We start from the raw sequence: 23,872 nt of genomic DNA, 5'->3' as shown, positions 1-23,872 counted from the left end.
CCGTCAGCGGGCGGGGAGTCCCTCTCGCGCACGCGAGTTCCCGTCCACCGCGAGGGGTCTCGTCGCGTTCGGGTCGACGGGGTCGACGCTCGAGGTGAGGGCGGACGCCAGTTCTGCGCGACCGGAGACACCGAGTTTGGTGTAGATGTTCTGGAGGTGGTTGCTGACGGTGCGCACCGACAGGAACAGGCGATCTGCGATCTCCTGACTCTGCACGCCGGTCGCGGCGAGCATCGCGACGTCCCGCTCCCGCTTCGTGAGCGGCACGACGACGTCGAGGACCAACAGGTCGTCGGACCGCGCACCTTCGGTCGACTCGGCAGCGGCACGAGACCGGGAGGCCAGACCGTTGGCACGACGCCGGTCTCCGTCGGCCCGGGCGCGGTCGGCGGCGAGTCGGAGTGACTCTGCAGCGACCAGATGGCAGCCCATGGCCTCGAATGCGTCGGCGGCGCACACGAGCTGCTCGACGTCACCACTGACCCGTGCCCGCGTGTCGGCGGCTCGCGCGGCCACGAGCGTTCCGTCGCACCGTGCGGCGAGCGCTTCGATCCTGTCGACGACCTCGGCTCCGCCGCCGATGCGGGCGACTTCGTGCAGGAGCCACGCCTCGGTGGTGACGTGGCCCGTTGCGGCGGCGAGGTCGGCGCCGGCCACGAACGTCTCGATCGCCTCCGTGCGACGCCCCTGGGCCACGAGTACCCAGGCCGGCCCGATGCAACGTTCCGGCAGGAGGAAGCCGAACCGCCCCGCGATCGCGGCGAGGTCGACGAGCGCCTGGTGTGCGGTCACCATGTCGCCTGCGAGCGCCGTCGACGCCGCCAGACCCGCGAGTGCCATCGAACGCGGCCCGAGCCACCCCACCGAGGCAGCGACCGAGGCCGACTCCCGGCACCACCGCTCGCACGACACCGGTCGGGCTCGGATCAGCGCGATCCGCGACAGGTTGAGCGCGAACCAGGTCTGCCCGGGGAGCGAACCGGCCTCGACCGAACTGTCGTATCCCGCTTGCGCGAGCGATGCGGCGTCGTCGAGCGAACCGTGCTCCTGCAACGCGAGGCACAACGTGAGGAGATGTGTCTCGGGGCTCGTGAGGCCGATGTCGTCGTCGAGCCGAGCGTGCAGGGCGTCGGCCTTCTGAGCGAGATCGATCGCCTCGCCGGTGCGGCCGGACAGCGCGAGAGCCGTCACCCCCGGCGTCGCCCACATGATCTGCGCGCGTGTGACGTCGGGGTCGAGGCCGGTCGTCGGGTCGGACGGGGCGACCTCGCGGTCGCGACCGTCGAGCGCCTCGAGGATCTCGAGCGCCATCGCCGGTTGCCCGTCGTAGACGTGGAGGAGGGCGCGGCGACTGACCAACTCGTCGCGCAGTGCCGCGTGCGCATCGCCGAGGAATTGCGGGGCGGCGTCATCGGTGATCCGGCGGGCGCTCTCGGGGTCGAGCAGACCGAACAGGAGGTTGGTGCCTCGCTGGCCGACGAGCCGGAGCACTTCGGCCGGTGTGCCCTCCATGGTCTCGGCGCCGGCGAGCACGGCTTCGGCCGCCTCCCAACTGCCCGTCTCGTACAACGCCTCGCCGAGCAGGATCGCCGTCCGCATCGTCGGTCGAGCCTCGTGCAGCGCTTCGGCGAGGCGCAGGGTGAGCGAGAAGTCACCGGCGTGGCGAGCGAGCGTCGCCGCTGCCTCGGCGAGGCCTGGTTCGATCCGGTCGCCCGCTTCGAGCTGCCAGGCGGCCACGCGCAGGACGTCGGCAGGCAGGCGACGTTCCCGCGTCGCGACGTGTGCGGCGTGCGCTCGCAGGATCGCTCGTCGGCGCACCGTCGAGATCGTCGCCCGCACGGCGTCGATCAGCAGCGGGTGCGCAAGTGCGACCAGCTCCGCGCCGCGCCCGGCGTCGAGTCGGATCGACACGAGTCCGTCGCTCTCGAGCAGGTCGACGACGTCGGGTCCGAACCGGTCGATGACCAGGGTCAGCTCCGACGCCCCCACGACGGCCAGGAGTTCCAGCACGATGCGCGGGTCGCCCTCCACGGCGGCGACCCGGTGGTACAGCAGTTCGGCAGCCCGATGGCGGGTGGGCAACGTGCCGGTGAGCGACCACACGCCGTCGACCTGCACGAGCACTCCGTCGGTTTCGGCTGCACGCGCCAACTCCCGCAGCAGCAACGGGTTCCCGCCGCTCGACACCCGCAGGGCGCGCTCGGCTCGACCTTCGACCGGACCGCCGAGGCCGAGCTGGAGGAGGCGGTCGACGGCAGCGTCGTCGAGCGGCCCCAGGTCGACGCGTCGAACGCTGTCTCCCCTCCAGAGCGTGCCCAGCGCGTCGGGTCGGGGCTCGCCGGACCGCACGGTCGCGACGACCGCTGTCCGACCTTCGTGGAGCAACTGCATCAGCAGCGTGAGCGACACGGCATCGAGGAGTTGAGCGTCGTCGATCATCAGGACCAACCGGTCGTCGTGTCCTCCGAGGACCCGGCGCGCCTGGGCGAGCAGCCGCGTCGGGTCGAGAGGCCGGTCACCCGTCGCGGAGAGGATGACCTCGGGCGCGAGCAGGTGGGCGAATGCGCCCAGCGGCAGGGCCGACGACGTGGAGTCGGCGGTGACACGGGCGACTCGCAGCCCGGATCGTTCGACCTCGGCGACCAGTTCCTCGGCGAATCGCGTCCGTCCGACACCGGCATCGCCGACGACCACGACTCCGTGCATCGTCGGGTCGAGCACGACGTCGAGTGCTGCCGCGAGTTCCACGTCGCGACCGACGAAGGGCCATCGCTCCACCCTCGGTTGGTGATCGGAACGATCCGGCATGTCCACAGCCTTTCTCCGCGTCGACAGTAGTGGCGCAGTGCGGGGCGTCGCAGGGAAATAGGTAGTCGATGCTCAGGCCGACCCGGGGCGGTCGGTGGACACTCGACCCGTCGAGGTGGACGGCGGGTACGCCCGCCGATCCCGGGGAACCCGCCTCGGTGTCCGGCCAGTCGACGCGCATCGCCACCCAACCGCCAGGAGATCGATCCAGATGGAGATTCCGACGCAACACGAGGTCCCGAACGACGGGCCGAACGAGAACCGTGGGTCACCGGAGAGCACGTCGGCCGACGACCCGCTCGACTCACCGATCGCAGGCGTGTCACTCGCGCTCTACGTGTCGATTTCGCGGTCCCTCGCAGACGTCGGATACGACGCCACCAGGGGCCCCGAGTTCGCTGCGCTCGAAGGGATCGACGAGGCCGACTGGTGGGCGGCGGTGGCGGGATGGACCGCCCGGATGCACGACGACCCCGCCGTCGCGCACCGGTTCAACGTGTTGTACACCCAGCCGTGAACCGTGCCCGATTCGCCCGAGGGTCAATGAGTACCTCCTACTCAGGCGATCGAGGGCCGCAGTCGACAGGATCGAACACGTGCCCGTCGGGCACCCCGCGATCCCTGGTGGACCGCAGCGTGAACACACGAACAACCCAGACCGAAGGAACCGCACCATGATCAGATCACACACCCGGACCCCGCTCCGCATGCTCGCCATCGCCGTCCTCCCTCTCGCACTGCTCACCACGGCGTGCGGGTCCGACGACGGCGACGATCCGCCCGCGGACAACGAGGAACCCGCCGACGCGCCGGAGGACGAGGACGCTCCCGCGGACGAGGACGCGCCTGCGGACGACGAGGCGTCGGAGGGCAACCCCGACGTCGAGGCGTACTGCGGCCAGGTCGACGAGTTCGTGAGCGCGATGAACGATCTTCTCGCCGACCCGACGAACGGTGACGCGGCCGCCCTCGCCACGCAGGGCCAGGACCTCGCCACCGCAGCGACGGAACTGGCGGGCTCGATCGACGCAGCGGATTCCGCCCGACTGCAGGAGTGCACCGAGGCGCTCAACTCGGTCGGGAGCTGAGCTTTCCCGGGGCCACCGACGCATCGGGTTCTGCCCGGCGTCGGTGGTCGCCGACGGGCGGTGGTGTCGCTGCGTGGGACGGCGCGCGGCGGCATCGACGCGAGCGCTGCACCTCGGGCGCGGACCGCGGTCAGACGCGTCGGCGGGTGACCGTGGCCACCGTGGCCGCGATCAGCAGCAGGGCCAACGACGCCGTGACGCCGACCGTGGTGACGGCGTGCGGCGTGGTCTCGAGCGTCCCCACGTTGCCGACGGCGATGCTGACCGGCAGGTCGCCGACCTCGGCGAGCGACGTGATCCACATCCAAGTGGCGACCCCGAGGCCGCCGGCTGCGAGTCCCAGCCCGTACGTCCGGACCGAGAGGAACCCGACGACACCGGTGACCACGATCAGGGCCAGTTGCACGAGTCGTCCGGCGAAGAACTCCTTGGGGACGCCGATCGTGCCGAGGTTGGCGTCGAGCGGTGCGCCTCCCAGCGTGATCAGCGGACCCGCAGCGAGCACCACGGCGGCCAGCGCACCGACGGCGGCGATCCACGGATTGAGCCCGCCACGCCCGCCCGTCCCGGCCATCCGCAGCGACACGATGAAGACGACGAGGCCGAGGACCCCGATCGCGAGGATCAGGAAGTACCCGAGGTCGCGCGTGACGGACAGGGTGAACGCAGTCACCTCGTTCGCGTTGGCCGTGACACCTTCGGCCGCGTGGATGGGCGCTTCGACCAGACCGAGCGTGACGGCGGCCCAGCCCGTCATCGAGAGACCGGCGCCACCGGCGAGGCCTGCACCCCAGCGGAGACCGAAGCAGCTGAGCAGGCCGCCGACGAGCATCAGCGCGGCGCCGACGAACCCGGCGACCGCGAGGTTCGTGCCGAAGTCGTCGAGTGTCCTGATGCCGACGATGATCCCGTCGACGGGGCGGGTGGTGCGGATGTCGGTGACGTCGGCGACGCTCGCCATGAGTGTCGCGACCATCGCCAGGAAGCCGAACACGAACGACGCCCGCAGCCGAAAACCCCCGGACGCTGGAGGGAGGTCGTGCTCGTCGACGCCGCCGTCGAACAGACCTCCGGGCCGGGTGACGGCCATCTCCGCCGTCGACCCCACCCCTCGGACGTTTCCGGGCGGGTACTCGTCGGTCACGTCCGACCACGTGGACCGTTCGCCGGTGGTCGGCATCGTCGTGGTCGGCTCGAACGCCGGCGGGTCGGCGAGAGGCCCGTGGGGAATCGTCTCCTCGGGGACCGCGTGGAGTTCGCTGTGCGAGGCGGGCGCGAGCTCCATCGCCTCGGTCTTGGGCAGCGTGTCGTCGACCTCGTCGGTCGGCTCGGGTGCGCCGCCGCCCGCAGCCCACCAGGCGGCATCGTCGTCGTCGACGTCGTGGGCCGCATCGTCGTCGAGCGGAGGACGGGCGAGGTCGGGGAGTGCGCCCCGGTGCGCGGGGACCACGTGGGGTTCGGGCTGCGACGGTGGCGCGACGGTTTCGCTCTCGAGCGCCGGCTCGCGGTCCGACCTGGTCTCGAGGGTCACGTCGTCGGGGTCCACCTCCACCCCATCGGCGGTGATGACGTCGTGGGCCTGGGTCGCGTCGGTCACACCGTCGAGCGATTCGCCACACTCGTGGCAGAACCGCTGTCCGTCGCCCACGGCGACGTTGCAGACATGGCAACGCATGCGTGTGACTGTACGAGATGGAGCACGCCGTTCGGCGGCGACGGTCGTCGACCGCCGTCACGGATCGATCGAACGACGGAGTCGACGCAGTTGCGAGGCGACGTACGGTCGGGCTCGACGTTGCCCGCCCCGTTCCTCGATCGACTGCTGGAGCGATGTCAGCACGGCGACCAGCCTGACCCGGTCGGGCGACCAGCCGAGACCGTCGCATTCGTCGGCCCACTCGGCGGGCGTGCGATGGCCTCGCCGGCCGTTGCAGCGCTTGCACGCCGCCACCTCGTTCTCGATCCAACTCGGGCCGCCCTTGATCCGGGGCACGACGTGTTCGGTCGTCGCCTCCACCAGACCGGTGCCGACGTCGCGCGCACACCACACGCAGGTCTGCCCGTCGCGCTCGAGGATCGACTCCATCCTCGAGCGCCGATCGAGGCGGCTCCCGGACGTGCGCGGCGAGGTCGATCGGCGTCGCGGGCGTCGTCCGGGGTGGCCGGTCACAGCGACATCACGGGAGAATGCTCACATGAGTGGACGGTTCGCGCCATCTCCGACCGGCATGTTGCACCTCGGCAACCTGCGCACCGCTCTGCTCGCGTGGCTCGCCGCCCGCTCGACCGACCGGAGCTTCGTCGTGCGGATGGAGGACCTCGACCGCGTCCAGGCGGCACCCGAACACGAGCGGCGACAGCTCGACGACCTGGCCTCGATCGGTCTCGACTGGGACGGTGACGTGATCCGGCAGAGCGAGCGGTTCGACCTCTATCGCGACGCTCTCGCCGTGCTGCGCGACCGGGGGCTGGTCTACGAGTGCTTCTGCACACGTCGCGAGGTCCGTGCCGAGATCGAGGCGGCGTCCAGTGCACCGCACCTCCCGCCCGGCTCCTACCCGGGAACGTGTCGGACGTTGACGGCGAAGCGGCGCAGCGCATTCCTCGCCGACGGCCGGACGTCCGCACTGCGCTTGCGCGCGTCCGAGTCGATGGCCGCCGACCGACCCGAGCTGATCGGCTTCGACGACATCGTCGCCGGACACTTCGCGGGTGGAGTCGACGACGTGGTGCTGCAGCGCAACGACGGCGTCCCGTCGTACAACCTCGCGGTCGTCGTCGACGACGCGTCCCAGGGTGTCACCCAGGTGGTCCGCGGCGACGACCTGCTCGACTCGACACCGCGTCAGATCCACCTCCAGCGACTGCTCGGCCTGTCGACCCCCGCCTACGGCCACGTGCCGCTCGTGTTCGGCGACGACGGCGAGCGGCTGTCGAAGCGTCACGGCTCGGTCAGCCTCGACGACCTGTCGTCCCACGGTGTCGGCATCGACGCGATCGTCGGGGAACTGCTCGCATCGGGTGGCCTCCCGAGTGGTGTCGGTGACCCGTCGACGACGCTGCGCGGTGTCGCCACCGGGTTCGATCTGGCCAGTGTCAGGCGGGGTCCGGCGACCTTCGAACCGGCTCCCGGAACCCCCGCGACGTTCGTCCTGCGAAATGTCCGGAGAACTGGCCGGCAATCGACGCAATGACCATTTCGCCTCGAGTCGCGACGATAACCTTCCCGGTCGTGGCCATGGACGAACGACGCAAAGCGGTGATCGGGACGAGTGTCGTCTTCGGCATCGCCGCGCTCGTCGGTTGCTCGTCGGCCATGACCGGTGGCAACACCGGCGGAGGCGACGGCGCGTCGGCCGCGCCCGAGATCGCCACCACGACCACGATGGTCGCCCCGACCACCGAGGCTCCGACCACCACGGTCGCCGAAACGACCACCACCACGTCCTCCACCACCACGACGACGGTCGCGCCGACCACCACGGCGCCGGCGCCGATCCCCACCGTCGCCCCGCTCACCGAACCACTCCAGGCCATCGGGTCGAACAGCGGACCGGAGGCGGCGCGCGTCCAGGCCCGCCTCGTCGAACTCGGCTTCTGGCTCAACGGAGCCGACGGCGACTACGGGCTCACCACCAGCCAGGCGGTCATGGCCTTCCAGAAGTATATGGGCTTCCCCGACCCGTCGGGCTCCGTCGACGAGCAGACAGCGCAGGCCCTCACGGTCGAGACCGTTCGCCCGCAGTCACGGGCGAACTCGGGCACGCTCGTCGAGATCGACAAGGGCAAGCAGGTGCTGTTCTTCGTCATCGACGGACGTACCGAGTGGGTGCTCAACGTGTCGACGGGCAACGGCGAGGCGTACACCGAACCCGACCAGAACACGCCGGGTGAGACCATCGACGGGGTGTCACTCACGCCGAGCGGTCTCCACGAGGTCAACCGGGAACGCGCCGAAGGCTGGTGGGAGGGCGACCTCGGACGCATCTACCGGCCCAAGTACTTCGTCGGCGGCGTGGCCGTCCACGGATCGAGCAGCATCCCGAACTACCCCGCCTCGCACGGCTGCGTGCGGGTGAGCGTCCCGGCGATGGACTGGATCTGGGATTCCGGCATCATGCCGATGGACACCTCCGTCTGGGTCCACGACGGCGCCTGAGCGGCGTCAGTTGTCCGTCTCGCTGCGTTGCCCAGGCTCGTCGTTGTCGGAGGGCAACTTCCTCACTGGGCGCCTTGCGACACGAACACCATGACCGCAGCTCAGGAGACCTGATCTCCGCCAGTCGGTGAACCCCGGTCCGCTGCTGCGGTCGGTGGTGCCGTCTCCCGGGAGTCGGTGCTCGTGCATCGGGGGCCCGCTGACCCCGCGTGGCACGATGGCGCGATGCTGCCCGTGATTGGTGCGATCCGACCCTGGGCCGACCCGGCCGTGACGTCGATGGGTCGGCTCGCGATGGCGCCACCCACCGCAGCCCACGACTCGATCGCCGGCGCTCGATCGGCCGATCCGCTCGACACCGCCGATGCGCCGTGGCGCACCACGCTGAACGGGAAGTGGCACTTCGCGCTCTTCGACCACCCCGACCACGTGCCTCCGGAAGCGGTCACCGGGCCGGTGGGCGAGCCGGCCACCGGACCGACCGGATCGGTGCCCGCTGCGTCGTGGACGAAGGTCACCGTGCCCGGCAACTGGACGATGCAGGGCGTCGTCGACCAGCACGGCCGGCCCGACCTGCCGCAGTACACGAACGTGCAGATGCCCTTCGACGGGCCGCCCCCGAACCTGCCCGCCTCCAACCCGACGGGCGTGTACCGACGCTCGTTCAGTGTCTCGACGAAGTGGAACGGGCGGCGCGTGATCGTCCACATCGGTGGGGCCGAGAGCGTCCATGCCGTCTACCTCAACGGCCAGTTCGCAGGGTACGGCACCGACAGTCGGCTGGCGAGTGAGTTCGACGTCACGGAGTACGTGAGGTCCGGGAGGAACGACATCGCCGTCGTCGTGGTCAAGTGGAGCGCACACAGCTACGTCGAGGACCAGGACCAGTGGTGGATGGGCGGGCTCCATCGGGACTGCTACGTCGAGGGTCGCGCCGCCACACGCGTCACCTCGGTGGCGTGCGATGCGACGTACAACCACATCTCCGGGGCCGGACGACTGACCGTTCACACCACCGTCGGCGGTGCCGTGCATCCGCGCAGGGGGTGGAGCATCCGCACGTCGGTCGAGACGACCGCGGGAACGGACGTGACGGCGTCGCGTCGCACGGCGGGAAAGCCGACGACGTCGAGGAAGACGGCGAAGAACTTCGTCGAGCCCGTCACCAGTCCGGTGCCGTATCGCTTCGTCGCTCCGATGCGGTTCACCGGATTCGAGGTGACCGCGGTGTTCGACGTCGCCGACGTCGACGCGTGGTCCGCCGAGCGACCGTCGCGGTACCGGGTGTTCGTCGAACTGCTCGATCCCGACGGCACGGTCACCGAAGTGCACACCCAACTCGTCGGCTTCCGGACCATCGAGATCCGCGAACGGCAGTTCTTCGTCAACGGTCAGCCGATCTGGTTCTTCGGCGTGAACCGCCACGATCACCACCCGGAACGCGGAAAGGCCGTCACCGTCGACGACATGCGCGAGGACCTGCTCGCCATGCGTCGCCACAACATCACCGCCGTGCGCACCTCGCACTATCCGAACGACCCCCGGCTGCTCGATCTGTGCGACGAGATCGGCATGTACGTCGTCGACGAAGCGAACATCGAAGCCCACGCGTACAACACCAGCCTGTGCGACGATCCGTCGTACCGCAGCGCCTGGGTCGACCGGGTGTCGCGCATGGTCGAACGTGATCGGAACCATCCGTCGGTCGTGATGTGGTCGCTCGGCAACGAGGCGGGCCACGGCACGAACCACACCGCCGCCGCCGGCTTCGTGCGTCGGACCGACCCGAGCAGGCCGCTGCACTACGAACCGGCGAGCTTCCACGAGGGCTGGATCGACGGCGGCCGCGAGTCGAGCGACGTCGTGTGTCCGATGTACCCGACGATCGACGCGATCGTGGCGTACGGCGACGACCCCTCCGGTGACCGGCCGCTGATCATGTGCGAGTACAGCCACGCCATGGGGAACTCGAACGGATCGCTCGCCGACTACTGGGACGCGATCCTCACCATACCCGGGCTCCAGGGCGGGTTCATCTGGGAGTGGAAGGACCACGGGCTCACGACGAAGCTGCCGAACGGGAAGAAGGGCTTCGCCTACGGCGGACAGTTCGGTGAACCGATCCACGACGGCAACTTCGTGGCCGACGGGATCATGGCGGCCGACCTCACCCCGCACCCGGCCATCAGCGAGGTCGAGTGGTGCTACCGGCCCGTCGCGGTCGAGGCGGTCGGTCGATCGAAGCTGAAGATCACCAACCGGCAGAGCTTCACCGGTCTGGGCGGACTCGACGCTCGCTGGCAGCTCACCGTGTCCGGCGTCGTGACCGGCTCGGGTGCGCTCGACGTCGACGTGGCTCCTCACGGGTCGGCCACGATCGGGTTGCCGTGCCCGCTGCCCACTGAGGCCGATTCCCACCTGTCGGTGCGCTGGACACTGCGGAACGCGACCGCGTGGGCGCCGGCGGGGCACCTCGTGGCCTGGGACCAGGTCGAGCTGCGTGCGCCGAAGAAGTCCCGGCGCCACCTGCCCGTCGCAGCGTCCTCGTCCGGTGAGATCGACGTCGCGACGATCACGCCGATCCTGTCGCTGTTCCGGGCACCCACCGACAACGACGGATTCAAGCTGATGCCGGACATGACGGAGCAGCACGGCATCGGTGGGCACGCCTACCGGCACTGGCTCGACTCCGGCCTCGACACGCTTGACCCGTCGGATCCGACGGCGTTGGAAGCACTCGGCGTCGAGCATGACCACACCACCGAGGTCCACGCCGACGGCTCGGTACTCCACCGGCATCGCGTCGTGGTGCCCGACGGACTCGCCGACCTCGGTCGGATCGGCACGCAGTTCGAGCTGCCCGGCGCATTCGATCGGATGCGCTGGCACGGACGCGGACCCGCAGAGAACTACCCCGACCGTCGGCGCGGATCGATGATCGAGATCTGGGAGGCCGGGATCGCCGACCAGCCGTATCTGGTCCCTCAGGAATTCGGTCTCCGCACCGACTGCCGCTGGCTCGAACTGATGCGGTCCGACACGGGCGAGACCATGCGCATCGACGTGATCGCACCCGTCGCCCTCCACGTGTCGGCCACCCACTTCACCGACGACGACCTCCACCGCGCAGCGCACCAGACCGATCTCAGGCCAGGCACGCGCCTCGTCGTCAAGATCGACGTGGCCCACCGCGGCATCGGAACGGCGAGTTGCGGCCCCGACGTGCTGCCTCGGTACGAGATCCCCACGGGCAGACACGACTGGTCGTACCTCCTGAGCAGGCGCTGAAAGACCAGACCGTCACCCCAACCTCTGTTGTTCCGTCCCGGACGAAACAACAGAGGTTGGGGTCAGGTGTCGATCTGCGCGACGGCCTGGCCCGATTCGTCGGTGACCGAGTCGATGCGGTCGCCGACCCAGTCGAGGAACGACTTCTGGGCGATCACCTGGAAGACGAAGTACGCGGCGAGCAGCACGATCGAGATGACCACCGCACGCCGGACCCACTTCGTCAGCTTGTTCGTGTACTCACTGATGAGCGGGGTGACCCGACGGACCGCGGTGGTCGCCCGATCACTGAACTGCTGAGCCGCCCGGTCGATCTCCTGGCGGGCGGCCATGCGCACCTCTTCGACCATCTGTTGGGAGTCCTGGCGCGACATGCCCGCCGCGGCCTGAGAACCCGCGTGCCGACCCGCCGCCACCAGTTCGTTGTCGGCGAAGAACTCCCGCAACTGCTCGGCGGCGATCAACTCGGCGTTGCTCGGCGGAGCCCGACGGATGTCGCTCCAGTCGAATCCGTCCCACCAGCGCAGGCTTGTTCGGCTCTGCGGATCCGGATACCAGCCGGCTCGGGGAGCGTCGACGTAGCGCACGTCAGCGAACCGACGTCACGTCACGGGTCGGACCTGCGATCGTCGGGCGCTCAGCGATCACGGTGATCGTCCCGGTTGGGTTCGGGAAGCTCGACGCGCTCGCCGTCGTCGGGGATCGGCAGACCGTCCTTCGGGCGGACCTCGTCGTCGGGATCGTCCGGTCGGATCGCTTCGGTGATCGCCGCCACCGTTCCGAGCAGGCCCGAGAACTCCGCCGGGATGACCAGCTTGGTGGCACGACCGTCGCCGATGCGCTCGAGGGCGGTCAGGTACTCGATCGTGAGGACGTGCTGGTTGGTCTCGGCTTCCTTGATGCCGGTGAGGCGTGCCTTTGCTGCGGCACCTTCACCTTCGCCGAGGAGGGTGAGCCGGAGCTTGTTCGCGCCGGCGCGCAACTGGATGGCCTCGGCGTCGCCCTGCGCGTCGAGGATCGCCGCCTCCTTGCGACCCTGGGCCGAGAGTACGGCCGCCTGCTGCTCGCCGTCGGCACGTGCGATCGCCGCCTCCTGGTAGCCCTTGGCCTCGGTGACCGTGGCACGACGATCGCGCTCGGCACGCATCTGCGCGTGCATCGCCGACACGATGTCCGGCGGCGGATCGATCCGCTGGATCTCGACGCGCACCACGCGCACACCCCACTTGTCGGTGGCGTCGTCGAGCACTTCGCGCAACTGCGTGTTGATCGTGTCGCGCGACGTGAGCGCCTTGTCCAACTCCATGTCGCCGATCAGGTTGCGGAGGTTGGTCTGGGCGAGCTTGGTGATCGCGGTGAAGAAGTCGGCGACGTTGTAGACGAGTCGCTGCGGGTCGGTGGCTTCGTAGTAGACGACGGCGTCGACCGACACCACGACGTTGTCGGCGGTGATGACCTCCTGGGGCGGAACGTCGACGACCTGCTCACGCATGTCGATCAGTTGCATCGTCTCGACGAACGGGAAGATCAGGCGCAGGCCTGGCTCCTCGGTCGCCTTGTACTTGCCGAGACGCTCGACGAGACCTCGTTGGTACGGCCGCACGATCTTCACGGCGGTGACGAGAACGGCGAGGCCGACGAGCGCGATGACGCCGACGACGATGGCAACAGGAGTCATGGAGTGTTCCGATCCGTTGGTGGCTTCAGGAGGGGTCCGTTCGGTGGCGTGCCCAGACCACCGGGCGCGGAAACGGGCTCGACCATCACGCGCGTGCCGTTCATCGAGGTGACCCTCACCTTCGAGCCGGCCCGCAGCGCCTCTCCGTGTTCGGTCAGGGCTCCCCACACCTCGCCCACGAGTTTGACGCGGCCGCGCCGGTCGGTGTCGTCCGGGTCGATGTCGGCCGTGACGATCGCGGTCATGCCGACGAGGCGGTCGGCTCCCACGCCCGCAGGCATCGCATTGCCGTCGACGAACCTCCGGGCGTACTTCCAGAAGAGCACCCACAGAACGGCGCCACCGATGAAGAAGATCGCCCACTGGACCTCGACGGCGGCGTCGTAGAAACCGGCGAGCGATGCAGCGAACGCCGACGCGGCGAACGGCAGCAGGACGAACGAGCCGGCGAGCGCCGTCAGTTCGACGAGTGCGAACACCACGGCGACGGTCAACCAGATCCATGGCCACACGTCGAGTGCGATCCCCAGATCGAGCACAGCGGTCATGGGTTCCAACGTAGTGCGAACCGGCCATCGATGTGTCTCGACGCACCGATGCCGACGCCGCATCGTGCCACCCGCGACATAGTGGCGAGGAGTATCCGGAGCATGGTCGACGTCATCCGCAGGGGTATCGGCGGCCCGTGGCGGACCTCGTGGCCGCTGACACCATGGCATCGACGTTTGTCATGCTCGACCGTGTTCGCAGAAAGTCTCCTCGTACTAGTTTCGCGGCGTGACAGAACGGCGCCGACGGGGTCCGAAGCGAACCCGCAGCGTCGTCGCCGATCAGCCGCCGTACGCCCAGCCTCGACGCAGGTTGCCCGTCACGCCGCTCGTGACCGACGACGAACTCGATGCGATCCACCGTGCGTCGCTGCGCGTGTTGGCCGAGACCGGGATCGACTTCCTCCACCCCGAAGCTCGACGGCTGTTGGCGGCAGCAGGCGCCCGGGTCGACGGGGACCGGGTCCGCTTCGACCCGGACATGGTGCTCGAGACGGTGGCCCACGCACCGTCGGAGTTCATCCTTCACGGTCGGCGCCCCGAACGTGACCTGCGGATCGGTGGCGACTGGGTCACCTATGCCTCCGTGGCGAGCGCACCCAACTACGTCGACCTCGACGGCGTTCGTCGCACGGGCGACCGGGTCGGATACCAGGACTTCCTCCGGCTCGGCCACATGCTCAACTCGGTGCACACCTTCGCGGGCTACCCGGTCGAACCGGTCGATCTCCATGCGTCGATCCGACACCTCGAAGCCGCGTACGACGCCCACACCCTGACCGACAAGTCGTTCCACGTCTACTCGCTGGGCCGGCAGCGCAACCTCGACGGCATCGAGATGGCGCGGATCTCGCGCGGGGTGGACCACGACGCCTTCGAACGCGAACCGTCGATCACGTCGATCATCAACGCCTCCTCACCGCTGCGCTACGACCACCCGATGCTGGAGGGAATCATCCAGATGTCGGCGCGCAACCAGGTGATCATCATCACGCCGTTCACGCTGGCCGGAGCCATGGCACCCATCACGCTGGCGGGTGCGCTGGTGCAGCAGAACGCCGAGGCGCTCGCCGGCCTCGCCTTCACCCAGGTGGTCCGCAAGGGCGCGCCTGCGATGTACGGCGGGTTCACCTCGAACGTCGACATGCGCTCCGGAGCCCCCGCCTTCGGCACCCCCGAGTACGCGAAGGCGTGTCTCGTCGGCGGGCAGTTGGCGCGTCGCTACGGCGTGCCGTACCGCTCCTCGGCAGTGAGCGCATCGAACTCCGTCGACGCACAGGCGGGCTACGAGACGGTGTGGGCGTTGTGGGGCGCGATCATGGGCGGCGCCAACTTCGTGATGCACGGGGCGGGCTGGATGGAGGGCGGCCTGCACGCCGGCTACGACAAGATGGTCGTCGACGCCGACCTGTTGCACATGGTGAGCGCGTTCCTCGAGCCACTCGACACGAGCGACGACGCGCTCGCCGTCGACGCGATCGCCGGAGTCGGGCCGGCCGGACACTTCTTCGGCGAGGCGCACACCCAGGCCCGGTACCAGACCGAGTTCTACGGGCCGATGGTGAGCGATTGGCGCAACTGGGAGACGTGGACCGACGCCGGCCGGCCCGACGCACGAACCCGCGCCAACACGATCGCCCGCAGCATCCTCGCGGAGTACGAGGCTCCGCCGATCGACGATGCGATCAGATCCGAACTCCGCGACTTCGTCGACCGCCGGGTGAGCGAAGGCGGAGTCGACACCGATTTCTGACCGCGTCGCGGCGCGTCAGGCACGACGACCCGGGACGCACATCCACCGAAGGGCCACCTTCGGGGTATCCGAGGAGGGACATGAGGAAGCAGGCACAGGTCGTGGTGATCGGGGGAGGGGTGGTCGGCGCGTCGGTGCTGTACCACCTCACGCTCGCGGGCTGGACCGACGTGATGATGGTCGAGCGGCGGGAACTGACGCACGGCTCGACGTGGCACTCGGCGGGTGGCATGCACACGCTCAACGGCGACCCGAACGTGGCTGCGTTGCAGCGCTACACGGTCGAGCTGTACGAGAAGATCCAGGCCGAGTCGGGTCGCGACTGCGGCATCCACATGACCAGCGGCCTGCAGCTGGCCGACACGCCCGAGCGGATGGACTACCTGCGCATGGCGCACGCTCGCGGCCGCTATCTCGGCATGGAGACCGAGCTGATCTCGGCGAAGGAAGCCCACGAGATGGTGCCGTTCCTCGACCCGGACCATTTCGTCGGCGCGATGTGGGACCGTCACGAGGGCCACGTCGACCCGTCGGGTGTCACCCACGCCTATGCCGAGTGCGCGCGACAGCGCGGTGCCGAGATCAACAGGTACACCTGGGTGCACGACATCACCCGCGCCGCCGACGGCACGTGGGACCTGCACGTGCACGACACGCGGGGCGGTCGCGACCATGACACGGATCGGGACCTGGGCGTCGTCAACTGTGAGCACTTCGTGAACGCCGGGGGGTTGTGGGCGCGCGAGGTCGGGCGGATGACGGGCATCGAGATCCCCGTCCTCGCGATGGAGCACATGTACCTGATCACCGAGGAGGTGCCGCAACTCGCGGAGTGGCGGGCGCAGTCGTCGATGCCGGGCTTCCACGTCGTCGACCTCGGAGGCGAGATCTACATGCGCGAGGAAGGCAACTCGCTCCTGCTCGGGACGTACGAGCGCGGCGGTGTGCCGTGGGCGCCGCACACCACCGACTGGAACTTCGGTGCGCAGCTGCTCACTCCCGACCTGGAGCGCATCGGCGACAACCTCGAGGTGGGGTTCCGGCACTTCCCGATCTTCCAGGAGATCGGCATCAAGGACACGATCAACGGGCCGTTCACGTTCGCGCCCGACGGCAACCCGCTGATCGGACCCGTCAAGGGCCAGCCCGGCCACTGGCTCGCCTGCGGTGTGATGGCAGGGCTCAGCCAGGGCGGCGGCGTCGGGCTGAGCATGGCCAACTGGATGACCGAGGGCGACCCCGGCTTCGACGTGTGGGGAATGGACAACGCCCGCTTCGGCGACTGGGCGACACCCCGCTACACGAACGCCAAGGTCCGTGAGAACTACGGCCGCCGCTTCCGCATCACGTTCCCGAACGAGCAACTTCCCGATGCGCGCAATCACATCGTGTCACCGATCCACGGTCGCCTGAGCGACCTCAACGCCGTGTGGGGAGCGTCGTACGGGCTCGAAGTCCCGATGTGGTTCCAGCGCGACGGTGAGGCGCCCGTCGAGGACGTGACCTTCCGTCGCTCGAATGCGTTCGACATCGTCGCCGAGGAGGTCGCGGCGGTTCGCCACGACGTCGGGATGTTCGAGACGACCGGCTACGCGAAGTACGAGGTCACCGGATCCGGCGCGCGTGCGTGGCTCGACCACCTGCTCACCAATGCGATCCCGTCGCCCGGCCGCCTTGCCCTCTCGCCCATGCTCAACCGCCGGGGCCGGATCATCGGCGACTTCACCGTCGGCGCTCTGGTCGACGGAGTCGGCACCGAACGGTTCATGATCTTCGGGTCCGGCCCCGCCCAGAAGTACCACGAACGCTGGTTCCGCCAGGAGGCGCCCGCCGACGGGTCGGTCCAACTGCGGGTGTGCGGCAACGAGCTCACCGGGCTGTCGATCGCCGGGCCGAACGCCCGTGCCGTCCTCGACGTGCTCATCGACTTCGACGTCTCGAACGACGCGTTCGGGTTCCTCGACTTCCGGGACACCTACGTCGGCAGCGTGCCGGCACTCGTCGGGCGCGTCACCTTCACCGGAGACCTCGGTTACGAGATCTGGTGTGCCGCGGGCTACCTGCCACAACTGTTCGACTCGCTGATGGAGGCGGGAGCCGACCACGGAATCCGGATGTTCGGTGGCCGGGCACTCGACTCGATGCGCTTCGACAAAGGATGGGGATCGTGGGCGACCGAGTACCGCCCGATCTACGACCCGTACGAGGCGAACATGGGCTGGATGGTCAAGCTCGACAAGGGTGACTTCGTCGGACGCGACGCAGCAGCGGCGGCGAAGGAGGCGGGCCCGGCACGCAAGCTCGTCCTGTTCTCCATGGACGCCGGGAGCGGAGCCGACGCCGCCGACTGCATCGGCAACGAACCCGTGTGGCACGAGGGTCCCAACGGCAACGAAGTCGTCGGATGGATCACGTCAGGAGGGTTCGCTCACCACAGCGGGCTGTCGATGGCGATGGGGTACGTCCCGATCGAACACGCCGCGAGCGACGGACCGTGGGGGATCGAGGTCGTCGGCGTCATGCGCCAGGCGACCCGACTCGACGCACCCCCCTTCGACCCGTCCGGCTCCCGAATGCGCAGCTGAACGAACCGGTCACACGGTGGCCGACCCCCTCCGCCCCGTGTGCGGCGATCGGTGCGGCGATCGGTGTCAGACACCGATCACCTCGATCGCATCCAACGCGGTAGATGGTGCGAGGTAGATGGCGAGGTGGATGGTGTCTGACACCGATCACCCCGGGGTCGTGTGGGTCAGCCGTGGACGGTCATCGAGCTGTCGGCGTTGATCTCGCGGTTGCGGCGGAAGGTGCCCATGTCGAGGTTCAGTCCCGTGTAGCGGGCGGTCACCTGGAGCGGATCGGCGTCGTGATCGTGGCCTCCTTCGACCGCCTCGATCAGCTCGGCCATCATGTGGCCCGCCACGCCGGCGTTCTTGAACTGGTTCCCACTCGTTCCGATCGCGACGTAGAAGCCGTCGAGGTCCGTGCGGTCGTAGATCGGGATCCAGTCGTCACTCTTGTCGTAGCGGTCGACGACACCCTTCTTCTCGTGCGCCAGCGGCACGCCCAACGTCGGCATCCGCTTGTTGATCCGCATGGTGTTGGTCTCCCATCCGTCGCTCGTGATCTCGCCGAGATCCTCGTCGGGGCCGACGGACACCTTCGGGTCGCACGGTGGATCGGTGGTGCCGACCAGGATGTTGTTGCCCGGCTGCGGTCGGAAGTAGATGCCGCTGTCGTCGTCGGCCACGGCGAATCCGTCGGCCGTGAAGTCCATGTCCGGTGGACCCGGCACGTGGTAGGTCTCGTGGCGGATCGACTGGGTCTTGATGTTCATCGAGTCGTAGACGCCGGCGAACCGGTTGATGTGCGAGCTGTGCGGGCCGCCGACGTTGACGACCACCGGCGCCGACGCCGTCGTGCCGTCGGCCATCGCCACGCCGGCGACCCGGCCACGGGCCTGCTCGACACCGACCACCTCGGTACGGAATCGGAACTCGGCGCCCTGCGCCTCGGCGGCGCGCTGCAGGTTGTGCGCGGCGAGTTGCGGGTCGTCGACGTAGCCGGCATCGGGCGAGAAGAGCGCTCCGACCAACTCGCCGTGCGCATCGCCCCAGAACGCGTCGTCGGTCGAGCGTGCCGGGGGGCCGTAGAGGTGCAGATCGAACGTCGGTGCCCGCTCGGCGAGCGTCTCGCGATCCCAGTACTCGTAGGGGACACCGAGTCGGTCCCAGATCGGCATCACCCGGTTGTGGTGACCCTCGTCGCCCTGGATCAGCAGTGCCATGCCGCACTGCACGAGTCGGGCGTAGCCGTTCTCGTCCTGCGCTCCGAGGTAGTCGGGCCAGTTCCGCCAGTAGTGCATGCCGTCCCACGCCGCGGCGACCCCCGTCTCGGTCGAGTAGCTGAAGCGGATCACCGCGCTCGATGCACTCGTGCTGCCGTACCCGGCACCCGGACCCTTGTCGACGCTGAGCGTCCGGTGCCCACGTCGGGCCAGTTCGTAGGCCACGGCACCACCGATGACACCGGCCCCGATGATGATCGCGTCGTACCCGGTGTCGCTCATACGCGGTGATTCTGCCAGACGTCCGAGACCGCCGATCCATGACGAGCATGCGGAGCGTGCGACCGACTCACAAAGTTCTGTCATGCTGTGCAGGCATGCGGCTGGACGTCGAATCCCTGCGAGCCTTCCGGGCGGTCGTCGACTGCGGCAGCATCACGAAGGCCGCATCGCAGTTGAACCTCACGCAGTCGGCCGTGAGCTGGAAGATGAAGCGACTCGAGGAACGGCTCGGTTCGCCGCTGTTCCTGCGCGACGGGCGCGACCTCGCCCTCACGGAGCTGGGCATCGAGTTGCTCGTCCACGCCGAGCAGATCGTCACCGCCCACGACGATGCGGTCGACAGCCTCCAGCGGTCGCAGCTCGAGGGGACGGTACGGCTGGGCATCAACGACGAACTCGAGGCCGACGAGGTGGCGTCGCTCCTGGCGCGCTTCCGACGCAGACACCCGATGGTCCGACTCCGCGTCCGCATGGGGCTCAGTGGCCCGATCGCCCAGCTCGTCAGTGGAGGCGACCTCGACCTCGCGCTGATCCAGGTGCTGGAACCGAAGTCGCGCGACGAGGTGCTGTGGGTCGAGGAACTGCGATGGATCGCGTCGCCCACGTATGCGCCCGACATGAGCGAAGCGCTGCCGCTGGTGACGTTCGGACCGAACTCGAACTACCGCAACCTGATGGTCGACGCACTCCGTTCGAGCGACATCGACCACTACATCGCATTCGAGTCGGAGAGTTCGGCGGGCGTGCGCAGCGCCGTCGCCGCCGGTTTCGGTGTGGCGCTCATCAACGAGCGCGGTGTCACGAGCGAGTGCCCGTCCTGGGAGGTGCCCGGGTTGAGGGTCGCGCTGCCGACCGCGTCCTTCGTCGTGCGCGTGAACTCGCGCAGTCGAACCACGGCGGTCCGGACGTTGGTCGACGAGATCCACGCCTCGCTGCGCGTCGACGCCTGACAGGAATCGGCCACGTCGGGAACCGGGGGGGGCGTCGGGCCGGAGCCCCGCCGCACGGGTCAGGTCGAACCGACCCCGGTCAGAGGACCTTGCTCATGCGGATCTCGTCGCGGCAGGGATCGTCCGGCGCAGCCTGGCGATCCACGACGACGAAACCGGCCGACTCGTAGAGGCGTCGCGCCCGATCGTTGCCCCTCATCACCCACAGGGACACCGATGCCGAGCCGCTCGAGCGGGCCCAGGTGACCACGGTGTCGACGAGACGTTGGGCGAGCCCCGTCCCACGTGCCGACGGCGCCACCCACATCGACACCAGTTCGTTGGCGACGCGCGCGTCGTTCGGATCTGCGGCGACGACACCGATCGTGCCGGCACCGGAGAGCTCGGCGAGCCACAGTGCCGAACCGTCCGACGTCGTGCGAGCCCGGACCATCGCCTCCCAGTCGGCATCGGTTCGACGCTGCGCATCGGCCAACGTCGAACCGAATGCTGCGGGCGCGTCCGCGAGCGACGCGAGGCGAACGTCGCGGAAGGCCATCCAGTCGTCGGGGCCGATCATGCGGATCGTTTCCACGAAACAATCATCGCACCGTGGCGACGCGCGGGACGAGCGAATTCGTCGAGGCTCGAGGCCCAACCGGGGCGGACGTCACCGAGCGGACGGGTGGATGCCGCGAGGTTCCAGGCGACGTCCGATCGGGCGGTCAGGCGCGGCGGATGCGCAGCGGGGTCTCGTTCGGCGACGTGAGGCAGGCGCCGGTGTCGCAGTCGAAACGCCAGCCGTGCAGGGTGCACACGAATTCGGCAGGCCCGTTGCCGTCGGAGCGGATCTCACCGAACGCTTCGAGGTCGGCGTCGCGGTGCGGGCACCGGCGCTGGACGACGTACCCGCCGATCTCGATGTCGGGCTCGACGGCCATCGTGTCGGGATCGAACGGCGCGACCTTGCGCGCCGCTTCGGCTTCGGCGCGTTTCATCCGCTCGCGGGACAGCGACTTGAAGAAGTTGTAGACGTACTCGTTGAACTCGCCGTCGCGCCACGCCACGAACCGGCAGGACAGCAGCAGCGAGTTGGACCAGTCGACGGCGCGCTGCGCGGCGACGGTCTCGACGAGTCGTCGGTCGATGTCGAAGCGGAACGCGTACGGCTCACCTGCGTGCAACCGCACCTCGCCGGCCGGGAAGTCGATCACGATGTCGAGTTGTTCGGCGCCTGCGCCGCCCATCGCCCGCAGGACGACGTTCGTCCCGACCTGTGACCGCAGCGTCGGGGCCATGTCCAACAGCGGCTCCCACCATTGCTGCAGTGACGCCAGCAGGTCGGTCGACGGCGGGTTCCATCCGGCCTTCATCTCGTCGATCCACGGCATCCAATCGGCCTGGTAGTTCGTCAGGTACCCACGCTTGTCGCGGAAGATCGCCTCGACCTCGGCCTCGGGCATCGGATGAGCGACGGAGATGCGCTCGGAGTGATCGATGCCCACCGCGTTGTGGATCGAGATCGTGGTGCCCGGGATGTTCGACACGCCGTGATGGCCCGCCGATTCGAGCATCGCGAGGAACGCCGTCTGGTCGGGGAAGATCGTGGCCTCGGTGCCGTCCATCATGTTCAGGCCGAACAGGTCGGGATCGAGGAAGCAGGGCGGCCCGGCGCTCGGTACGACCGCTCGAGCGTCGATCTTCTCGACGTAGCGCATCGCCCGGGCGAACTGGGCATCGACCTTCGCGTCGCACGCCGCCTTCTTCGCGGCGTCGTCCATCTCGTAGACCATCGGGTACCAGATGGCGCCGGAGAACTGCAGCCAGTGCAGGTCGACGGGGCCGTGCGACCGGAGTTGACCGAGGTCGTTGGTGCGGCAGTCGTTCTGATCGACGACGATCGCATCGTCGGCCATGACGACGAGTGCCGAGTCGCCTCCGGGTCCGTCGGTGATCGACGACTCGATGTGGATCGCGACTCTCAGACCCGCAGCGATCTCGACCTCGACGGTGTCGGCGGTGCGGATGAACTCGGTGAACCCGAGCGCCGCCAGTGTGCGCTGCTGCTCACGCGTCGGGAAGCCGGGAAGCAGGATCGGGATGTCGCGACGCAGGTGTCGTGACAGCCACGCCTCGTCGTGGTGGTCCCCGTGGAGGTGGGACACGTAGAGGAAGTCCGCGTTCTCGATGCGTTCGAGGAGATCGTCGGACAGCTGGTCGTTGCGGGGGAACGGGAACCACGAACCGAAGAACGCAGGCTCGAACCAGGGATCGCACAGGATCGAGCCGGCCGACGTCTCGATGAGCATGCCGGCGTGACCGATCGACGTGACCTGCATGGTCGACAGCGTACGGTCGGCTGCTACGTGGTGCCCCGCGATCGAGGATCGTTCGTCGAAAGCGACGATCGAAAACGAAGAAGAGCAGCCGCCGATCTCTCAGCTGCTGCTCTTCGATCCGTCACCGGGACTCGACGGTCGGCGTACCGGACCGTGGCGCGGATCAGGCGACGGGCGGGTCGGTGTACTGCTGGCCGGCGCGGCTGACGTGCTCGGTCCAGGCGTTGCCGTCCCAGTAGCGGAGCTCGAAGCGGCCCGACGGGTCGGCGTACCAGCCGGCCGGGACACCCGACGCAGCGCCGGCATCGTCGCCGCCACCGGTGTCGGCGACGCCCTGCTCGGTGTCCGACGAGTCCGACGTGTCCGAGGAGTACGTGGGGTCCGTGTCGGCTGCGCCAGACGTGGCGTCACCGATCGAGTCGGCGTGGCCGGCGTCGGCGTGACCTGCGTCGGCCGTACCGCCCATGGCGTCGGTACCGACGGCACCGGCGTGCTCGGCCGCGCCCTCGAAGTCGTCGGCGGAACCACCCGAACCACCGAACGTGCCGGCATCGGCTGCGTCGGTCGTCGTGTCGGCTGCTTCGTCCGTTGCGTCACCGGTCGAGTCGAAGGGCGAGGTGGTGTCGTCGGCGACGGCCGCTCCACCGACGGCGGCGGCACTCGCCGTCGCACCGACCCCACCGGCGACGGCGCCGAGGCCGGCGTCGCTGGAGTCGGGGAGGGTCGGAACCGACGGTGTGTCGGGGATGCTCGGCGAATCGGGCACGCTCGGCGAGTCGGCCGCGCTCGGGGTGTCGGCGACGGCGCCCCACCCTGTCGGCTCGCCCGACGCCTCGACCGCAGCGACGGCTTCGGGGGATGACGTGACCGCAGCCGGAGCGTCCTGCGCGTCGTCTCCCGGCAGCGAGGGGCTGATGGCGGTCGACTCGGCGGCGACGGCGGCGTCGGCCTCCGAGTTGACCTCGATCTCGGCGATGCCGGCGTCGATGGCGGCGCTCGCATCGGTTGCCGGCGCCGTGCCGCCACGCGTGAGGTATGCGACGACGTTCGTGCCCGCCGAGACGATGCTCACGACAGACCAGCCTTCGCCAGCCTTCTCCGTGAGCATCGGTGCGAGTGATTCGGCGTCGTACGAGGACGCGGTGACCGATGAAAACTCCTGCATGGCGATGATCGTAGACGACGCGATCGCCCGAGGTGGGGAGGACGACGA

Annotated in this window: 18 protein-coding genes; 8 read left to right on the top strand and 10 right to left on the bottom strand. The window is 69.0% G+C overall.

Annotation, left to right across the window (positions count from 1 at the left end; genetic code table 11):
* Positions 1-3: 3 nt before the first annotated feature.
* Positions 4-2,808, bottom strand: a complete 2,805-nt coding sequence (locus ABJK40_RS06335) for a LuxR C-terminal-related transcriptional regulator (protein WP_348510199.1) — start codon at positions 2,806-2,808, stop codon at positions 4-6.
* A gap of 211 nt (positions 2,809-3,019) precedes the next feature.
* Here ABJK40_RS06335 and ABJK40_RS06330 point away from each other — a divergent pair, with 211 nt between their 5' ends.
* Entirely contained in the window at positions 3,020-3,325 is a 306-nt protein-coding gene (locus ABJK40_RS06330) for a hypothetical protein (protein ID WP_348479991.1), read from the top strand.
* A 157-nt stretch (positions 3,326-3,482) separates the two neighbouring features.
* Positions 3,483-3,896 carry a hypothetical protein gene (locus ABJK40_RS06325; RefSeq protein ID WP_348479992.1) on the top strand — a complete coding sequence of 138 codons (414 nt, stop codon included), beginning with the start codon at positions 3,483-3,485 and terminating at the stop codon, positions 3,894-3,896.
* A 130-nt stretch (positions 3,897-4,026) separates the two neighbouring features.
* Here the strand turns inward: ABJK40_RS06325 and ABJK40_RS06320 are convergent, their stop codons facing one another.
* Positions 4,027-5,571, bottom strand: coding sequence for a hypothetical protein (locus ABJK40_RS06320; protein ID WP_348479993.1), 1,545 nt, complete (start codon positions 5,569-5,571; stop codon positions 4,027-4,029).
* Between the two features lie 57 nt (positions 5,572-5,628).
* Positions 5,629-5,982 carry an HNH endonuclease gene (locus ABJK40_RS06315; protein ID WP_348479994.1) on the bottom strand — a complete coding sequence of 118 codons (354 nt, stop codon included), beginning with the start codon at positions 5,980-5,982 and terminating at the stop codon, positions 5,629-5,631.
* Between the two features lie 109 nt (positions 5,983-6,091).
* Between ABJK40_RS06315 and gluQRS the strand changes: the two genes are divergently transcribed.
* The 3 genes from gluQRS (at position 6,092) to ABJK40_RS06300 (ending at position 11,343) form a co-directional block, all read left to right on the top strand.
* The gene (gene gluQRS / locus ABJK40_RS06310) at positions 6,092-7,090 is read left to right on the top strand and encodes a tRNA glutamyl-Q(34) synthetase GluQRS (RefSeq protein WP_348479995.1); all 999 of its coding nucleotides are present in this window, start codon (positions 6,092-6,094) and stop codon (positions 7,088-7,090) included.
* Between the two features lie 44 nt (positions 7,091-7,134).
* Complete coding sequence (locus tag ABJK40_RS06305) at positions 7,135-8,055, top strand: L,D-transpeptidase family protein (RefSeq protein ID WP_348480086.1); 921 nt, start codon at positions 7,135-7,137, stop codon at positions 8,053-8,055.
* A 225-nt stretch (positions 8,056-8,280) separates the two neighbouring features.
* Positions 8,281-11,343, top strand: a complete 3,063-nt coding sequence (locus ABJK40_RS06300) for a glycoside hydrolase family 2 TIM barrel-domain containing protein (protein ID WP_348479996.1) — start codon at positions 8,281-8,283, stop codon at positions 11,341-11,343.
* A gap of 62 nt (positions 11,344-11,405) precedes the next feature.
* Here the strand turns inward: ABJK40_RS06300 and ABJK40_RS06295 are convergent, their stop codons facing one another.
* From ABJK40_RS06295 to ABJK40_RS06285, 3 genes are read right to left on the bottom strand one after another with little or no spacing between them, the layout of a single operon-like run.
* On the bottom strand, positions 11,406-11,930 hold the full coding sequence (locus tag ABJK40_RS06295) for a DUF2510 domain-containing protein (RefSeq protein WP_348479997.1): 525 nt from the start codon (positions 11,928-11,930) through the stop codon (positions 11,406-11,408).
* 50 nt (positions 11,931-11,980) lie between these two features.
* Positions 11,981-13,021 carry an SPFH domain-containing protein gene (locus ABJK40_RS06290; RefSeq protein ID WP_348479998.1) on the bottom strand — a complete coding sequence of 347 codons (1,041 nt, stop codon included), beginning with the start codon at positions 13,019-13,021 and terminating at the stop codon, positions 11,981-11,983.
* Positions 13,018-13,569, bottom strand: coding sequence for an NfeD family protein (locus ABJK40_RS06285; RefSeq protein ID WP_348479999.1), 552 nt, complete (start codon positions 13,567-13,569; stop codon positions 13,018-13,020). Before ABJK40_RS06285 ends, ABJK40_RS06290 begins: the two co-directional genes overlap by 4 nt.
* Positions 13,570-13,798: 229 nt before the next feature.
* Between ABJK40_RS06285 and ABJK40_RS06280 the strand changes: the two genes are divergently transcribed.
* Positions 13,799-15,322, top strand: a complete 1,524-nt coding sequence (locus ABJK40_RS06280) for a trimethylamine methyltransferase family protein (RefSeq protein ID WP_348480000.1) — start codon at positions 13,799-13,801, stop codon at positions 15,320-15,322.
* Between the two features lie 80 nt (positions 15,323-15,402).
* The gene (locus ABJK40_RS06275) at positions 15,403-17,907 is read left to right on the top strand and encodes an FAD-dependent oxidoreductase (RefSeq protein WP_348480001.1); all 2,505 of its coding nucleotides are present in this window, start codon (positions 15,403-15,405) and stop codon (positions 17,905-17,907) included.
* A 167-nt stretch (positions 17,908-18,074) separates the two neighbouring features.
* Here the strand turns inward: ABJK40_RS06275 and ABJK40_RS06270 are convergent, their stop codons facing one another.
* Positions 18,075-19,391: an FAD-dependent oxidoreductase gene (locus tag ABJK40_RS06270; RefSeq protein ID WP_348480002.1), complete on the bottom strand. Its 1,317-nt coding sequence runs from the start codon at positions 19,389-19,391 to the stop codon at positions 18,075-18,077.
* 95 nt (positions 19,392-19,486) lie between these two features.
* Here ABJK40_RS06270 and ABJK40_RS06265 point away from each other — a divergent pair, with 95 nt between their 5' ends.
* Positions 19,487-20,341: a LysR substrate-binding domain-containing protein gene (locus ABJK40_RS06265; RefSeq protein ID WP_348480003.1), complete on the top strand. Its 855-nt coding sequence runs from the start codon at positions 19,487-19,489 to the stop codon at positions 20,339-20,341.
* A gap of 79 nt (positions 20,342-20,420) precedes the next feature.
* On the opposite strand, the gene ABJK40_RS06260 is transcribed toward ABJK40_RS06265, so the two are convergent.
* The 3 genes from ABJK40_RS06260 to ABJK40_RS06250 form a co-directional block, all read right to left on the bottom strand.
* Positions 20,421-20,915 carry a GNAT family N-acetyltransferase gene (locus tag ABJK40_RS06260; RefSeq protein ID WP_348480004.1) on the bottom strand — a complete coding sequence of 165 codons (495 nt, stop codon included), beginning with the start codon at positions 20,913-20,915 and terminating at the stop codon, positions 20,421-20,423.
* A gap of 130 nt (positions 20,916-21,045) precedes the next feature.
* A complete protein-coding gene (locus ABJK40_RS06255; protein ID WP_348480005.1) occupies positions 21,046-22,659 on the bottom strand; it encodes a Rieske 2Fe-2S domain-containing protein in 1,614 nt (537 codons plus the stop codon).
* 163 nt (positions 22,660-22,822) lie between these two features.
* Positions 22,823-23,824, bottom strand: a complete 1,002-nt coding sequence (locus ABJK40_RS06250) for a DUF2510 domain-containing protein (RefSeq protein WP_348510198.1) — start codon at positions 23,822-23,824, stop codon at positions 22,823-22,825.
* Positions 23,825-23,872 lie beyond the last annotated feature (48 nt).

The organism is Ilumatobacter sp., assembly GCF_039969435.1.
GTDB lineage: Bacteria > Actinomycetota > Acidimicrobiia > Acidimicrobiales > Ilumatobacteraceae > Ilumatobacter_A.
This window is presented reverse-complemented; position numbering and strand designations above follow the sequence as displayed.

Excerpts from the sequence above, each read along its gene's own strand:
- ABJK40_RS06335 (WP_348510199.1), bottom strand. The coding sequence starts at position 2,808 with ATGCCGGATCGTTCCGATCACCAACCGAGGGTGGAGCGATGGCCCTTC.
- ABJK40_RS06330 (WP_348479991.1), top strand. The coding sequence starts at position 3,020 with ATGGAGATTCCGACGCAACACGAGGTCCCGAACGACGGGCCGAACGAG.
- ABJK40_RS06325 (WP_348479992.1), top strand. The coding sequence starts at position 3,483 with ATGATCAGATCACACACCCGGACCCCGCTCCGCATGCTCGCCATCGCC.
- ABJK40_RS06320 (WP_348479993.1), bottom strand. The coding sequence starts at position 5,571 with ATGCGTTGCCATGTCTGCAACGTCGCCGTGGGCGACGGACAGCGGTTC.
- ABJK40_RS06315 (WP_348479994.1), bottom strand. The coding sequence starts at position 5,982 with ATGGAGTCGATCCTCGAGCGCGACGGGCAGACCTGCGTGTGGTGTGCG.
- gluQRS (WP_348479995.1), top strand. The coding sequence starts at position 6,092 with ATGAGTGGACGGTTCGCGCCATCTCCGACCGGCATGTTGCACCTCGGC.
- ABJK40_RS06305 (WP_348480086.1), top strand. The coding sequence starts at position 7,135 with ATGGACGAACGACGCAAAGCGGTGATCGGGACGAGTGTCGTCTTCGGC.
- ABJK40_RS06300 (WP_348479996.1), top strand. The coding sequence starts at position 8,281 with ATGCTGCCCGTGATTGGTGCGATCCGACCCTGGGCCGACCCGGCCGTG.
- ABJK40_RS06290 (WP_348479998.1), bottom strand. The coding sequence starts at position 13,021 with ATGACTCCTGTTGCCATCGTCGTCGGCGTCATCGCGCTCGTCGGCCTC.
- ABJK40_RS06285 (WP_348479999.1), bottom strand. The coding sequence starts at position 13,569 with ATGACCGCTGTGCTCGATCTGGGGATCGCACTCGACGTGTGGCCATGG.
- ABJK40_RS06275 (WP_348480001.1), top strand. The coding sequence starts at position 15,403 with ATGAGGAAGCAGGCACAGGTCGTGGTGATCGGGGGAGGGGTGGTCGGC.
- ABJK40_RS06270 (WP_348480002.1), bottom strand. The coding sequence starts at position 19,391 with ATGAGCGACACCGGGTACGACGCGATCATCATCGGGGCCGGTGTCATC.
- ABJK40_RS06265 (WP_348480003.1), top strand. The coding sequence starts at position 19,487 with ATGCGGCTGGACGTCGAATCCCTGCGAGCCTTCCGGGCGGTCGTCGAC.
- ABJK40_RS06255 (WP_348480005.1), bottom strand. The coding sequence starts at position 22,659 with ATGCAGGTCACGTCGATCGGTCACGCCGGCATGCTCATCGAGACGTCG.
- ABJK40_RS06250 (WP_348510198.1), bottom strand. The coding sequence starts at position 23,824 with ATGCAGGAGTTTTCATCGGTCACCGCGTCCTCGTACGACGCCGAATCA.